General features: G+C 58.1%; 13 protein-coding genes. 11 read left to right on the top strand and 2 right to left on the bottom strand.

What is annotated here, in order from left to right:
• Positions 1-594: 594 nt before the first annotated feature.
• The 6 genes from MP439_07325 (at position 595) to MP439_07300 (ending at position 6,600) form a co-directional block, all read left to right on the top strand.
• On the top strand, positions 595-1,668 hold the full coding sequence (locus MP439_07325; GenBank protein ID MCI2975873.1) for a hypothetical protein: 1,074 nt from the start codon (positions 595-597) through the stop codon (positions 1,666-1,668).
• A gap of 15 nt (positions 1,669-1,683) precedes the next feature.
• Positions 1,684-2,595 (top strand): ABC transporter ATP-binding protein, encoded by a 912-nt coding sequence (locus MP439_07320; GenBank protein ID MCI2975872.1) that lies wholly within the window; start codon positions 1,684-1,686, stop codon positions 2,593-2,595.
• A complete protein-coding gene (locus tag MP439_07315; GenBank protein MCI2975871.1) occupies positions 2,585-3,388 on the top strand; it encodes an ABC transporter permease in 804 nt (267 codons plus the stop codon). Before MP439_07320 ends, MP439_07315 begins: the two co-directional genes overlap by 11 nt.
• 109 nt (positions 3,389-3,497) lie before the next feature.
• On the top strand, positions 3,498-3,683 hold the full coding sequence (locus MP439_07310) for a hypothetical protein (GenBank protein ID MCI2975870.1): 186 nt from the start codon (positions 3,498-3,500) through the stop codon (positions 3,681-3,683).
• Positions 3,684-4,274: 591 nt separating this feature from the next.
• Positions 4,275-5,744: an NAD-dependent succinate-semialdehyde dehydrogenase gene (locus MP439_07305; GenBank protein ID MCI2975869.1), complete on the top strand. Its 1,470-nt coding sequence runs from the start codon at positions 4,275-4,277 to the stop codon at positions 5,742-5,744.
• Positions 5,745-6,132: 388 nt separating this feature from the next.
• Complete coding sequence (locus MP439_07300) at positions 6,133-6,600, top strand: glutathione peroxidase (GenBank protein ID MCI2975868.1); 468 nt, start codon at positions 6,133-6,135, stop codon at positions 6,598-6,600.
• A gap of 220 nt (positions 6,601-6,820) precedes the next feature.
• Here the strand turns inward: MP439_07300 and MP439_07295 are convergent, their stop codons facing one another.
• Together MP439_07295 and MP439_07290 are read right to left on the bottom strand one after the other, a co-directional pair.
• Entirely contained in the window at positions 6,821-9,379 is a 2,559-nt protein-coding gene (locus MP439_07295; protein ID MCI2975867.1) for a GNAT family N-acetyltransferase, read from the bottom strand.
• Entirely contained in the window at positions 9,379-9,834 is a 456-nt protein-coding gene (locus tag MP439_07290) for an Rrf2 family transcriptional regulator (protein ID MCI2975866.1), read from the bottom strand. The genes MP439_07295 and MP439_07290 overlap by 1 nt, the downstream gene beginning before the upstream one ends.
• 83 nt (positions 9,835-9,917) lie before the next feature.
• On the opposite strand from MP439_07290, the gene MP439_07285 reads away from it, so the two are divergent.
• The 5 genes from MP439_07285 to MP439_07265 all read left to right on the top strand — a co-directional run bounded on the left by MP439_07285 (position 9,918) and on the right by MP439_07265 (position 14,296).
• The gene (locus tag MP439_07285; GenBank protein ID MCI2975865.1) at positions 9,918-11,057 is read left to right on the top strand and encodes an alkaline phosphatase family protein; all 1,140 of its coding nucleotides are present in this window, start codon (positions 9,918-9,920) and stop codon (positions 11,055-11,057) included.
• 63 nt (positions 11,058-11,120) lie between these two features.
• Entirely contained in the window at positions 11,121-11,588 is a 468-nt protein-coding gene (locus tag MP439_07280; GenBank protein ID MCI2975864.1) for a bacterial proteasome activator family protein, read from the top strand.
• Positions 11,585-12,073, top strand: a complete 489-nt coding sequence (locus MP439_07275) for an RpiB/LacA/LacB family sugar-phosphate isomerase (protein MCI2975863.1) — start codon at positions 11,585-11,587, stop codon at positions 12,071-12,073. The genes MP439_07280 and MP439_07275 overlap by 4 nt, the downstream gene beginning before the upstream one ends.
• Positions 12,060-13,163 (top strand): alpha/beta hydrolase, encoded by a 1,104-nt coding sequence (locus tag MP439_07270; GenBank protein MCI2975862.1) that lies wholly within the window; start codon positions 12,060-12,062, stop codon positions 13,161-13,163. The genes MP439_07275 and MP439_07270 overlap by 14 nt, the downstream gene beginning before the upstream one ends.
• A gap of 23 nt (positions 13,164-13,186) precedes the next feature.
• Positions 13,187-14,296 (top strand): amidase, encoded by a 1,110-nt coding sequence (locus MP439_07265; protein MCI2975861.1) that lies wholly within the window; start codon positions 13,187-13,189, stop codon positions 14,294-14,296.
• The last annotated feature ends 316 nt before the right edge of the window (positions 14,297-14,612 follow it).

The raw sequence follows: 14,612 nt of genomic DNA, 5'->3' as shown, positions 1-14,612 counted from the left end.
AGAATCGAACATTCTTGCTCAACATTATAGCGAGGTATAACTGAACCGCCGCGTGGTTCGATGTCGGGTGGAGCTCCAACCGCGTCAGTAAGGTTTCGCCCTGTCTGGGGTTGGTTGGGCCAAAGTCCTTCGTGATGGTCGCAAGAGTCCTGTGTGCTGCGTGTGAGGATACGGGCTGTTGGTGGGTGCTGACTTCGTAACAGCTTCGACGTGTGAGAGAGGCAGGTGCCTGGGAACCTTGGGAAGATTGAAGATTGAGGTGCTGCAATGGCGACTCTTCGATGCCCGTAGACGTCGAACCGACAAGAGCCACGATGCCTTCAACGGAATATCGGGCTCTCAGCCCACGTTGTGGTATTCATAAGGTACCTGCGCTACCATCGTCTAGTAGCTGTTGACTCGGCTTTGAGCAATGGGCCTCTATTGGTTAGGCTTTGTTAGGCTGGGTTTTCATCGATAGTCCATCGGCCGTTCGGTTTGGGTGTGGCCGTCGATTGGAATGGCTTCGTCAGCGATTCGGTGGCCGGGCTGGTCTCAGGGTTGAGCTGGGTTGGGTTGTGCCTGACCACGTTGGCGTACGGTAAGGAGATTGTTATGGCTCGTTGGAAGTACAGATTCGGAATTCCTTTGGTTGGTGCTGCGGTCGCGCTCGGCGCGGCTTCGCTTACGCCGGCACTTACGAATGCCCAGACTCCACTTCTGCAGCCGATGTCGGCATCGCAGCTTGTTGCCGCGGTAATCGGTGCTGCTCCGGTCCAGTACAGTGGGCAGTTGCAGATCACGTCCAATATCCTTGGTTCAGATGCGTCGCTTCTCTCGAGTGTGGGTCAGGGCGTTGCCCTCCCGGAGGGGACGTCACAGGTCGTTGTCTATCGAGGCTCCGGACCAGATCTGAGACTACAGATGGTCGATGCACAGTCCGAGCGCGATCTCTACGTAACGAGTAATGGAGCGTGGTTGTGGAACTCCTCCACCTCTAGCGCGGACCACGTCACCTTCAGCCAACCCATGAGCAACACCTCCAGCGCCTTTGCGCAGAGTACCAACCCGACTGAGATCGCTGACGCGTTGGTCGGTCGGCTTGCACCCACGTCGCAGCTGGTCGTCGGTGCCAACACCTACGTCGCTGGTCATGCCGCTTACACGCTGACTCTGACTCCTCGACAATCAGGATCTTCCATCTCCTCGATTCGGGTCTTTATTGATGCTAAGAACTATCACGTTCTCAACGTCTCGGTGTACTCGGTCGACTCCTCAGCGCCGGTGTTGGCCATGGGCTATCAGTCGATTAGCTTTACGGATCCTTCGAGTGCGAACTTCTCATTTACCCCGCCGGTTGGGGCCTCGGTGAAGACGGTGACACAAAGCCAGCTTCAGACGATGTTTGACCCAATGAACGCAGGTAGTCTGTCCAAGCCGACCGTGTTCGGTGCTGGCTGGCAGAGCGTTGTGGAATTGCCCAAGGAAACATTCACCCAGATGACGAAGTCCATTGGGTCCAAGACCTTGGCGGAGCTCGAGACACCGGTCACGCTTGCAAATGGCAACACGGCCAACTTGATCCATACCGAACTGGTGAATCTGTTGGTGTTGCCGAATGGTTCCACCCTTGTGGGAGCCGTTGAGCCAGCTGTCTTAGAGACCGATGCGAATGCACTTGGGCTCTAACCCAGATTTTGCTCGGTGAGCCACGTCATTGAGGTCGAGGACCTTACGAAGCGTTTTGGGGGCCAGGTCGCCGTCGACGACGTAACCTTTTCGGTCGAGGAGGGCTCTGTCTTCGGCTTTCTCGGTCCCAATGGCGCCGGAAAGACCACCACCATTCGCATGGTTCTCGGACTGATCTATCCAGACTCGGGTTCCTTCTCGTTGCTTGGGGAACGCAAGGTTTCTCGTCTGCACCGTGTGTTGCCTCGTGTCGGATCCTTCATCGAAGGCCCCGGATACGTGCCGTACTTGAGTGCTCGTCAAAACCTCGATCGGTTCCTGGCGGCCGAGGGTGTTCGCCACGCGAAGCGGGGGCCCCTTATCGCCCATGCGCTTGAGGCCGTGGGCCTTGAGATGGTGGTTGATAAGCCTGTCGGGAAGTACTCTCTCGGGATGCGTCAACGTCTTGGCCTGGCTCAGGCGCTGCTTGGCGATCGTGATCTCTATATCCTTGATGAGCCGACTAATGGTCTTGACCCTAGCGGGATGCGCGAGGTTCGTCGCCTTATTGGCGAGCTTGCAGCTCTGGGTAAGACGATTTTTATCTCGACACATCTCTTGTCAGAGGCTGAGCAGATCTGTTCGCACGTGGCGTTCATGTCACAGGGTCGTCTAATCAAAGCTGGTGCGCTGGGGGAGCTCCGTAGCGATTACCCCCAACAATTACGCATTGTTGGTACGCCCCTTGAGCATATCGTCTCTCTGGCTGGCTCGTCTGCTACGATTGCGAAATCCGCGGTCCTGGTCGATCTAGACCCTAGTGATGCGCCTCGTCTCCTTGCGTCGCTGGTCGGCGAGGGCGTTGAGGTCATGGAGTTCTCCTGGATGACTCCGAGTCTGGAGGAGATCTTCATTGCTGAAGTTGGGGAGGGCTTTGATGTTCGCTGAGGAGCTCAAGCGGGTCTTTCGTCGCCCTCGCAACATTATCATTCTGGGCCTCATTGCACTCGTCCCGATCCTACTTGGGGTGGTGGTGAGGTTTGCCAGCCATGGTGGTCCACGAGGCGGCGGTCCAGCATTTTTCGCTGAGATCACCCAGAATGCCGTGTTCTTGCCGCTCGCAGCCCTTGCCTCGATGGAGACCCTGATCCTTCCACTTGCTGCCACAATCATCGCGGGGGATTCGGTCGCTGGTGATGCGGCCAATGGTTCGTTGCGTTACTTGCTGGTCCGTCGAGTTCCACGATCCAGGATCATTCATGCAAAGATGGTCGCGGCCCTTGTCTACACGTTGGCATTGGGCCTCGTGATCGCCATCGTGGGATTGGTGGCAGGTGCCATACTCTTCCCCCACCATCAGGTGGTTACCCTCTCGGGCTTAACGATCTCGTTTGTTCATGGCGTGCTCGAGGCGCTGCTGGCCGCCCTGGTCGTTGGGGCATCGATATTTTCTGTGACCATGGTTGGGATTGCGGTATCAACTTTTACGTCGTCGTCATTGGCGGCAACATCGATTGCGGTGACCGTCGCGATTGCCTCGGAAGTTCTCGATGCCATACCTCAACTCGACAAGATTCGTCCGATCTTGCTATCGAACTATTGGTCGGCGTTCATCAATATCTTTCGGTCGCCGATCCTGGCTGGGCCGATCTATAAAGACTTGTTAGAGCAGCTCGGATGGATGGCAGTGTTCTATCTCTTGGCCGTCTTTAACTTTTCGCAGCGTGACATTACCGCGTAGGGAGCAGATCCGCCGATTGACGAGCTCGAAACCCAACGATTGACGAAGTAGTCGCCTTGGGGTCCCGACGTCGATTGGGCTAGGATAGTCCTATTGAGAGGAGGTTGCTATGAGCAGCATCATCAAGGTAGTCCTAGGGGTGCTAGGGGTGATCATTGCATTTGCCTTGATCTCCTTTGTCCTGAAGTTGATCTCGACGATCTCCACCATCGTGATCGTGGTGGTCGTCATTGCCGTGGTGGTAGGCCTAGTGCGTCGTGGGCGGTCAAAGCACAAGAAGGACGCCAGCGCCTAAGGACACGCCCAAGAGCGAGCATTTCCCGCTAGCGCAGATAGGCGGCGCGGACCATAGTCGTTTTTCGTTCATGGGTTGTCCGGTCGTCATGGCTGGGCGTGGCATGATCAGGTAGGCTCTCGGGTTGCTGACGCGTGTGGCTGCTGGGTAGCGGCGCTCGGAGCAACTTGCCAGGTAGCCGCCACTTCGGGACCCGGCCTCGAATCCCAGCGTGTTGTCGTCGAGGCGTTGTTGCGCAGAATGAGGTGCAAAGGACGCAGCTATTATGCCGCATGCTTTCGGTCTACGGCCGGCGCCTGGTCTGTTGTCGTTGCCAAAGTCAACACACGAATCAATCCTCAGCGCCGATACGCGTACGCCGGTAGTAATGCATTGCTCGGGGCCTCTAGCCCATCGAGGCAGACATTGGCGAGGCCTTAAGGGGTGGGGTGGAGTGGCCGTGATGTTGTTGGCGAGCTGTCAGACTCGGTAGGGTATAGAGTATCACGGTAGCGAGACGATCACCTTGACGGTACTGGCGATGCAATGATATGTCAAGCAGTCATGGGGTCTTAATCTAAGTCTGCGGTCGGCCCTGATAAAGGAGTAGAGATGGCGATCAGTACAGAGGAACAGCGAGTACTAGCCGGTGTAGCTACCGGACTTTTGATTGGTGGCGAATGGAGGCACGCACGATCTGGAAAGGAGCTCGACGTTGAGGATCCTGCCACCGGAGAGGTTCTCGTCAGTGTTGCAGATGGCGGTACGGATGATGCGCTCGACGCTCTTGATGCTGCGGTGCATGCCCAGGCGAGCTGGGCGGCCACAGCGCCACGTTATCGCGCAGAGATACTTCGCTCCGCATTTGAGGCCATCATGGCCAAGCAGGATGACCTTGCCCTTTTGATGACGCTTGAGATGGGTAAGCCGTTGGCAGAGTCCAAGGGTGAGGTGGCCTATGCGGCCGAGTTTTTCCGCTGGTTCTCAGAAGAAGCGGTTCGGGTGAAGGGTGAGTACTACCGGTCTCCTGACGGCCTAACGAAGGTGTTGACATCGCGATCACCCGTAGGGCCAAGTTACATGATCACACCGTGGAACTTTCCACTGGCAATGGGTACCCGCAAGATTGGTCCAGCGCTGGCGGCTGGCTGCACCGTGATTCTCAAGCCAGCCGAGCAGACGCCATTGTGCTCGCTCGCCCTTGGCCAGATCTTGCTTGAGGCAGGGTTGCCTGCGGGGGTGCTCAACATCGTCAATACCTCCCAACCAGGAGAGGTGACCGACCGATTGATCGACGATCATCGGCTGCGTAAGCTCTCGTTCACTGGATCGACTGAGGTCGGCAAGATGTTGATGCGAAAGGCGTCTTCTAACCTCCTTCGCCTTTCGATGGAGCTCGGTGGCAATGCGCCGCTGATCGTCTTCTCGGACGCTGACCTTGATAAGGCCATACCGGGTGCAATTTTCGCAAAGATGCGCAACGGGGGCGAGGCCTGTACCAGCGCGAACCGCATCCTCGTCCACAAGGATTTGGCCCAGGCATTCTCTGAGCGTCTGGCTGAGGAGCTGTCGAAGATGAAGGTCGCTCGTGGCACAACCCCAGGCGCCCAGGTTGGTCCACTGATCGACCAAGATGCCCTCGTAAAGGTGGCCGGCCTGCTTGATGATGCTACGGCGCTCGGTGGCAGGGTGTTGACTGGTGGTAGTCGTGTGGGCGATCACGGGTATTTCTATGCACCGACGGTGCTCGCGGGGGTCCCTCGGAATGCGCGTATATTCCGTGAGGAGATCTTTGGTCCGGTCGCGCCAATTTATGCGTTTGATGATGATGACGAGGCGTACGCCGTAGCAAACGATACGAACTATGGCCTGGTCTCGTACATCTTCACGGAGTCGTTTAAGCGTGTCCATCAGGCCATCGATGCCCTGCAGTCTGGTATGGTCGGCGTGAATCAGGGACTTGTCTCGAACGCGGCGGCGCCCTTTGGTGGGGTCAAACACTCGGGATTTGGCCGTGAAGGTGGCTTTGAGGGTATCAACGAGTATCTCGACGTCAAGTATGCGGCGCTCAATTTGAGCTAGTCTCGGTCGAGTGGACATCCCAAGTTGAAGAGTTGGACTGAGCGTTCGTCTATAGCGCATCGGGGTGCTGGTGTAGGGTAGTCGCTGCCAGACATCAGGAGCCCCAACCTGGTGTTGTGGGCGCTGGTAGCGCCCGATCGAACAGGTAGCTGTCGCCACGACGAAGCCTTCGATGTCACGAAGGGGCTGATGCGCGATACGCTTCAATCGAGGAGGTACTTCGAACGCGTTGCACTGCTCGCAGGTGTGTCGTGTTTGTCGGTTCTGCCATGGGTGAGGGTGGCTGAAACTGAGAAAAATGCCTAGCTTCGGGACTAATCAGTTGCCAAGTCGAGTTGTTCCTACTAGTCCTATAGAGGAGGTAATAGTGTTTCCATACGATCTTGAGATGAAGCGTCTTGATGGTACCCCGGAGTCTTTGGGTCAGCATCGAGGTGACGTGTTGCTTCTCGTCAATGTTGCCTCAAAGTGTGGTCTTACTCCACAGTATGAAGGCTTGGTAGCGCTCCATCGCAAATATCAAGATCAAGGATTCAGTGTTCTTGGCTTCCCATGCAACCAGTTTGGTGAGCAAGAACCAGGGTCGGCTGAAGAGATCGCCACCTTCTGCTCTACCACCTACGGTGTCGATTTCCCGTTGTTTGAAAAGCTCGAGGTTAATGGAGACGGTCGCCATCCTCTCTATCAGGAGCTGACGAAGGTCTCCGATGGCGAAGGAGAGGCTGGAGATATTCAATGGAACTTTGAGAAGTTTCTCGTATCTCGTGACGGCGCTACGATCACCCGCTTTCGACCGTTGGTGACCCCGGAGGATCCGGCGCTGGTCGGTGCCATCGAGGACATGCTCTCTCAGTAGTTGGCCCGGTCTCTACGGGCTTCGCTAGGTAAGGGTTCTCGGCGAGGGCCCGTAGGCGACCGGGCGTGTGACCTCACAGGTTCGATGGTGGCGTCTCTGTAACGGGTCACCGTGCTGTCGGTTCTGGGCCAAGGGGTGGTCGCGCTTCCGTGGCGCAGTTTATTGGCAGGTCACGAGCTAGACCCTCAACGAGGGGTGTTTCCGGATCGCGACAAGGTACTTAGTCTGACTGGTGAACCATGCCAGGTGTACGTAGGCTCCTGGTGACCATCTGCGGGTCGAGCGGTGTGTTTCGTGTGAGCAGCCGGGCACCTCGAACGTACATGCCCCTCGATGTCAGCGATATTGGATCGAGTAGGAGCGCACGGATTGAATACATCTGCTCGGCGACCGCGACCAGTCTGGTAACCAGTGAGATAAGGAGCGTTCGGTCGGTGGGTGGTAGCTTTGCATATCCGTCAGTGATGGTGATACCGGGTATCGCGTCGATGAAGTCAAGCACATCATCGTCAGTCTGGGGCAGGGCATGCACCGTCGCAGCGCCAAAGAGATCGAACGCTACGCCGGAGAGACTTCCGCGTAGGAATGGTCCAAACCGTCCGTCGTGGATGAGCTCGATCCGAAAGAGCGCCGTGCGTCCTTCGATCTCTTCGCGCCGAACCCCTGGGGCCGGAGTGACTGGGAAGCCGAGTTCTTCAACCATCGCCTTTGCCTCTTCACCCGCGATCAGATGACGGTCGGTGTCCTCGTGGACAGCGAGACTGTCCGGCATTGGGAGTATATCAAGGGTCAGTGGATCTCCGATGGGGCGAGCTGTCCATCGTGCATATTCTGCCATTCGTCCAAGTACCATCGCCGCGCTTTCAGGGAATGAGTAGGACGGGATGCGATGTCCGTAGCCAGACAAGGCATCTGGAACACCAGGCAATGCAAGGAAATTGGCCAGCACTGGTTTGCTGGTTTGTTCGGCGCTAGCTTGAGCGATCGCATCGGCAACTTGTGCGGCGGCGTCGAGAGCAGGGTTGGGGCTCCCGCTGAGGCCGCGCGCGGTTGGCGGCGCCAGGGTTCGTGGTTCTTCCGTGCTTCCGACGACCGTCGGGATATAACAGACGATGACGGCGTCGACCCCTGGATCGTCAAGGACCGCGCGAAGACAGTTCCCCCACTGCTCGGGTGGCGCCGAAGGAAGTAGCTCGATGGGGTTCGTCCCCTCAGCCATCGTTGCAGAGGTTGTTAGCGTCGCCAGCTCGAGGCCGGCGGGTCCGAGCGCGTCAGCCACTAAGGGTCCGGTGCCTCCCGTGTTTGTCAAGATCGCAACGCGGTTGCCAAGAGGGAGCGGTTGATCGAGGATTGCCCGAGCCAGCTGGATGAGTTGTTCCAAGGTGTCGAGGCGAACAACACCGGTTTGGTGCATGAGCGCTTCGACGGCGCGATCGTCGTCGAGCTCCCCGAATGCGAGGGGGCCACTCGCTTCGCGTCGTCGGCGAGACTTCACGGCAAGAACCGGCTTGTTGCGCGAGACACGTCGAGCGATGCGGGCGAAGCTTCGTGGATTGCCAAAGCCCTCCATGTAGAGGAGAACGACCTTGGTGATCGCGTCATCCTCCCAGTAAGCAAGCAGGTCATTGCCGGAGATGTCTGCTTTGTTGCCGGAGCTAACGAAGCCAGAGACTCCAATCTCGGCGCGTTGAAGCTCGGCAAGAATTGCTAGTGACAAGGGTCCGGATTGAGCGTGCACTCCGGCTCCGCCGTGACCGATGTTGATCGGCGCAAGCGTCGCCTGAAGTCCGAGGGCAGGCGTTGCAAGCCCCATCGAGTTCGGGCCGATCACTCTGACACCGTTGCGACGGGCTAGTGCCACCAGTTGACGCTCAGCCTCGGCGCCTTCTCGGGAGGTATCCGAGAAGCCAGCGGAGATGATCACGACGCCCTTGGCGCTGATGGTAATGGCCTCCTCTAAGACGCTGGGGACCTCGGAGGCGTTTACCGCGATGATGACGAGGTCGACTGGCTCTGGCAACGACGATAGCGTTGGGTAGGCACGGACGCCGCGGATTGCGGCTGCCTCGCTGTTGACCGGATAGATGGTGCCGGAAAAGTTACCGGCGAGGAGGTTGGCGAAGACGAGATCACCGACGCTGCCAGCAACGCGACTTGCACCAACAAGCGCCACCGACGACGGCCGCAAGATGGCCTCGATCGATCGTGCGGTAGCACGGTGCTCACGGGCGGCCATCGCTGCACGCGACTGTTGGGTTGGGGTCAGGTCGAAGCGAACTTGCACGACCCCCTCCTCTTGGTGGCGAATCAATTGGTAGCCGGCATCACGAAACACTTTGAGCATGCGGGTATTGTCCGCCAAGGTGTCGGCGACAAAGCGCGTGATACCATTGGTCTTCGCAAAGGCGGCCAGCTGTTCGAGCATGATGGAGCCCAGCCCTCGTCCTTGGTGCGCGTCGTCGACCAAGAATGCGACCTCCGCGACCGGGTTCCCTGGGATGCGATCGTATCGTGCAACAGCAATCAGGTGGCCACGATACTCCGCCACAAACGCCATTCGATCTTGATAGTCGACGTTGACAAAGCGCTTGAGCATAGCTTCGCTGAGTTGGGGCATTGGTGTGAAGAAGCGGTAATACACCGTGGCAGGCGAGAGCCGTGCGTGGAGTTCAAGGATGCCGTCAGCGTCGCTTGGCGCAATCGGACGGAGGTGGACGGTGCGACCGTCAGAGAGGATCGTGTCCGATTCCCAGTTGGTAGGGTAACGGTCTGTTGGCATCAGCGCCCCACCGCTTGGGTCGTATTCGGGGTCATGCCGCGAGCACGGTCGACCATATCGGCCAAGGTGTACGAGCGCAGGTGCTCGCGCATGTGGTTGCCAACCTGGGCCCAGACGTCACGGAGAACGCACTGGCCCTCGTGGTCGCAAGCACCATTTTCGTGTGGTGCTCCAAAGTCTCCCATGGTCAGTGGACCATCGACCGCAGCGACGATTTGGGCCAGGGTGATCTGTGACGGATCTCGTGAGAGGACATAGCCGCCGCTCGCTCCTCGGCGCGATAGCACCAGGCCCGCACCCTTGAGTGTCAAGAGAATCTGTTCCAAGTAGGGCTGTGGTAACCCGGTGCGTCGAGAGAGCTCGGCTACCGAGGTCGGTCGGTCAGAACCTTGGTGTAGGGCAAGCGAGAGCAGCGCCCTCGATGCGTAGTCTCCGCGCGTTGACACCTTCACCATTGTCAGCGTAGCCGGTTCCTGGAATCGATAACCTGACAGCCCCCATGCTAAAGTAGGTTAGCCTTGTGCGTGAGAGAGGATTCATGGGCACAACACTGGATGCGATTAGTCCAACGGACACATTTGTGCTACCTGACTACACTGCACCTGGTCTTGCCACCCTGATGCCCACGGTGGTCGATGTCGTGCGCGGTAGGAACGATGCCGCGAGTGCGTTCTTCGGTGCAAGTCTTGGCGGGGTTGACCGCGTGGTGGTGCTTGCGCTCGACGGTTTGGGATTCTTCCAGCTTGAACCACGGCTTGGCGAGTTGAGGAACTTGCGACGTGGCGTTGTACAGCGTGGCTACTCTGTGGGACCGACCACCACGGCGACCGCACTAACGTCGTTGACCACCGGGGCGACACCAGCCGAGCATGGCGTGCTTGGGTATCGAGTCCGGCTTGGAACCCATGCGATCTTAAACACCCTGCGATGGAGTTCATCGGCCTATGATGTTGCGCCACCGTTGCCGATGGATTTTCAACCAGTTCCTCCCTTCTGTGGCGAGACTCCGGTGGTGGTGACCAAGTATCTGTTCGCGAAGACGGGTTTTACGCAGGTGCATTTGCGCGGTGGCCGACTTAGATATTGGCATACGATGTCCAGCCTCGTGTCGAAGGTGCTTGGGAGCATTGCTGACGGAGAGAAGCTTATCTTTGCTTACTATGACGGTATCGATACGGTTGCCCACGAGTTTGGTCTCGGTGAGCCGTACGAGCGTGAGCTGCGGATGGTTGATGTCTTTGTAGGAATGTTGCTCGATGAGCTACCTGCCGGGACGGCTTTAATCATCACCTCCGATCACGGCCAGGTAGAGATCCCTTCGTCTCCTCTACGGATCGATGAGAATGTGATGGCGCTGGTCAAGTCGTTGTCGGGTGAGGGCCGTTTCCGATGGCTGCATTGTCACCCGGGTGCGACTGAACGAGTCGCTGAGATGGCGTCGGCCTATTATTGCGATGTCGCGAAGGTCATGGTGCGATCCGAGGTCTTGGCGCAGGGGATCTTTGGGGGAACGCCGACTCGGGGGGTCCAGGCGCGCGTTGGGGATGTGGCGCTGATCCCGACCGAGCCAGTCAGCTTCTTTGATCCTGACGACACTGGTGCGCTCCAACTCGTCTGTCGACACGGCGGTTTAACCGCTGCTGAGATGATCATTCCAATCCTCACCTTTGTCAGGTAGGCTGTCAATACAGGTCGCGTGCCACTATCGTGCATGCTGGCACCCCAGATCGAAAGGATACAGATGTCAGAGGTACATGACGGATCGCAAGTGCTGTCTTCCGATGGTGGAGCCGAAGCAGATGACCAGGAGACACGCTCCGAGCTGGTGATGTCGCCGGCCAAGGTGCTACGGATCGGTTCCATGATTCGTGCGCTCCTCGAGGAGGTCAAGTCAGCTCCTCTCGATGTCAATTCGCGCACTCGCCTTGCTGAAATCTACGACACCTCCGTCGCTGAGTTAGGTGGCGTGATGTCGGAGGACTTAACTGAAGAGCTACGCGGATTCGCACCAGCTTTCCACGGTGGAGAGGTGCCCTCGGAGGCCGAGCTGCGGATTGCCCAGGCACAGCTGGTCGGTTGGCTCGAGGGTCTCTTCCACGGCATCCAGGCGACACTGATGGCCCAACAGATGGACTCGCGGACCCAACTTCAGGAGCTTCGAAACCGTGGGTTGCCGCAGGCCACCCAGCAACCGGGCAACTATCTGTGACAACAGCGCTCAACGCGGTCGTCATCGCCATCGGCAGTGATCACGCGGGTTACGGACTCAGGAGGCGAGTCAGTGACGATCTGGCGGATCAAGGTGCCGTGGTGCTGGATTTTGGGACCGGCTCTCACGATCCAGTCGACTACCCGTTGTTTTGTGAGCCTGTCGCCCAAGCTGTTGCCAGAGGGGCAGCGGACGTAGGGGTGGTGATCGATGAATCGGGACATGGTGGGCTGATTGTGGCCAACAAGGTGCCGGGGGTGCGTGCCATACTGTGTGTTGATGAGGCCTCGGCTAGGATCGGGCGTGCTCGCCTTGATGCCAATGTGGCGGTGCTTGGAGCCCTGCTCGTCGACGATGATGAGGGCCTAAGTATCATTAATGCGTTCTTGCGAGCGAGCTTTGACGGCGGAGCCTACGCCCGGCACGTTGCGCAGATCGCTCAGGTGGAGAAGGGAGTATCGTTCATTCCTCATGTCGTTGCCTAGACCCTCTCGTCCTACTGTTGTCGTCGCTAGCATCGGCGCGGCCGTTGTTTTGGTTGCTGCGCTCTTGATCGCGAACGGCAACAGCGTGGTAGCGTCGCGATCGACGGTGCCAACTGCGACCACAGTGCCTGGATCACCCTCCGAGACTGTGCCACCGTTTCCGAGTGAGACCCAAACCCGTGGTTCCACCATCCGTGGTGTTGGCGAGTACTCCACGACCGTGACGGAGGAGGGTCGAGTCCTTTGCATACCGTCCACTGGCGCCTGCAGTACCCGTAGCTATCTCTTGCATGTCTACTACCCGTCAACGGCCGTCACTTCGGGGACACCCGCGCTCAACGGTGCGCCAGCAACCACCGATGCTCCGTATCCCCTGATCGTGTTTGCGGCTGGTTTTGACGTGGATCCGTCGAACTATCTTCCGCTGATCAGCGGTTGGGTGCGCAAAGGCTACGTGGTTGCCGCTCCTCGATTCCCACTCTCGTCAGCCTGGGCGATCAGCCACTACGGCGTCAACTTGGCCAATACCGAGCTCTCCGACGAGTTTGAGTCCGACATGTTGAATCAGCCTGGTGACATGCGTGCTGCGATCGCTGATGTGGGTTTGCTCAATAGTAACCCCTCGACTCCGATCTCAACGCTGGTCAATATGAATGAGATCGCGGCAGCAGGACAAAGCGATGGAGGGGATACCACACTCGCCTTCACCGACAACACCTGTTGTCGAGATAGTGCCGTGAAGGCAGCCATCGTCCTCTCGGGTGCCGAGTTCTCCCCCTATGGTGGCCAGTACTTCCCCTCGCCTCCGATGCCGTTGATGGTGGTCCAGGGCACCGCTGACACCGTGAACCCACCCCAGCTCTCAACCACGATCTACGACCAGGCACCTAGCCCAAAGATCTATCTCCAGCTGCTCGGGGCGGATCATCTTGAGGCGTACACGCAGACGAACGCCTACGAGACCTCGGTGTTGCGAACATCGCTGGCCTTCCTCGCCACTTATTTGCAGGGATCGCCGGCCTCGGCGACGCATGTAGCATCGGTGGGCAACGTTTCTGGGGTCTCTACTGAACAGGCTGATCTATCGTGAACAACCCGTGGATGATAGGGGAGGTGGCGACCTATGAGCCTGGGTCCCTCAACGTGGTAATCAAGGATCTGCTCGATATCGAGGGTTCGGTGACGTCATGTGGTTCTCGCCTCGTCGCACACCGAGCTCAGCCTGCGCTTCGCGACAGCTCGGCTGTCGCTCGTCTTAGAGCCAGTGGAGCACACGTACGCGGGAAGGCCAATCTGGTCGAGTTCGCCTTTGGAACTCATGGCGTCAATCCTTGGTTTGGCACGCCGACGAACCCCTGCTCGATCGACTTAATCCCGGGTGGTTCCTCCTCAGGGTCAGCGGTCGCTGTCGCGTTGGGGGAGGCGGAGGTCGGTATCGGGACCGATACTGGAGGCTCGATACGCATCCCTGCCGCCTGTTGTGGGGTCTTTGGATTGAAGCCCACGCATGGCGTCATCGACGACCAAGGGTGCGCCCCCCTTGCTCCGAGCCTCGACACGATCGGCGTGCTCGCGAACAATTTAGGTGATCTCGAGGCTGGATTTCGAGGCATTGGTGGTGTACTCGAGGGTCAGCAAGCAACCTGGATCGCGCAGGTGCCATCGGGAGATTCCCGTTTTGATGCGGTGGTCGGCGAGATTTTGGCTCGTATCGAGCTGTCTGTCGAGACGCTGCCCTGCTCAGATATCGACCGTTTATTCCATGACGGGACAACGGTGTTATTGTTTGAGGCCTTGATGCAGCTGGGCGGTTACCTCGATGAGGCACATCGTCTCGATCCTCGCGGAGTTACTCGTTTACGCTCAGCCAGTGAGATTAGTGGTGATTCCTATCGCGGTTCCTGTGAACGCAGGGCGGTGGCCCGCGAAGAATGGCTTGCGCTTTTGGATATGGGGGAGGGGATACTTGCGTTGCCGACGATTGCCGGTGGCGTTCCACGCCGAGGTGCCTTCGATGTCGGTTCCTTGAATCGACTGACGTTGCCGTTTAACTACCTCGGCTTTCCTGCCTTGACGATCCCAGTTAACGCTGGACCACCTGGCCTTCAGGGCCAAGGTTCTGGTGGCCAGGTTCCTTTTGCGCTACAGCTCGTGGCTGTGGATCGACGCGAGGCCCAGCTCCTGCAGGTAGCCGCTGAGATCGACGCTGTTCTTGGGTCTTAGTCGCGATGAACGAGCGTACACCGCAGATGCAGGTCATGCTTGTGCTATCCTTTGTGCGTCTGGAGAATCAGGCGCCAATTACTTCGAGAGCCACGACGATCCAACGGTTCAGGTAAAGCGACTGGGCAAGCGGATTGAAGCTCTCGGGTTTGACGTCACCGTAACCGAGCGGGTCGCCTAGTGTCCCTTATCAAAGTGTCGCTGTGAAACGGGAATTTTCAATATTTGGCCCTTGTTGAACCCATTGTACATCTACTCTCTTGGGGCAAGAGGCAATGACAGTGGCCAAGCAGATATCCAAAGCAACCCAAGCGGC

Origin of the sequence: Ferrimicrobium sp. (genome assembly GCA_022690815.1) — a bacterium.
Classification (GTDB): domain Bacteria; phylum Actinomycetota; class Acidimicrobiia; order Acidimicrobiales; family Acidimicrobiaceae; genus Ferrimicrobium.
Note: the sequence above shows the minus strand (reverse complement) of the source record. Positions and strands in the feature narration are given on the sequence as shown.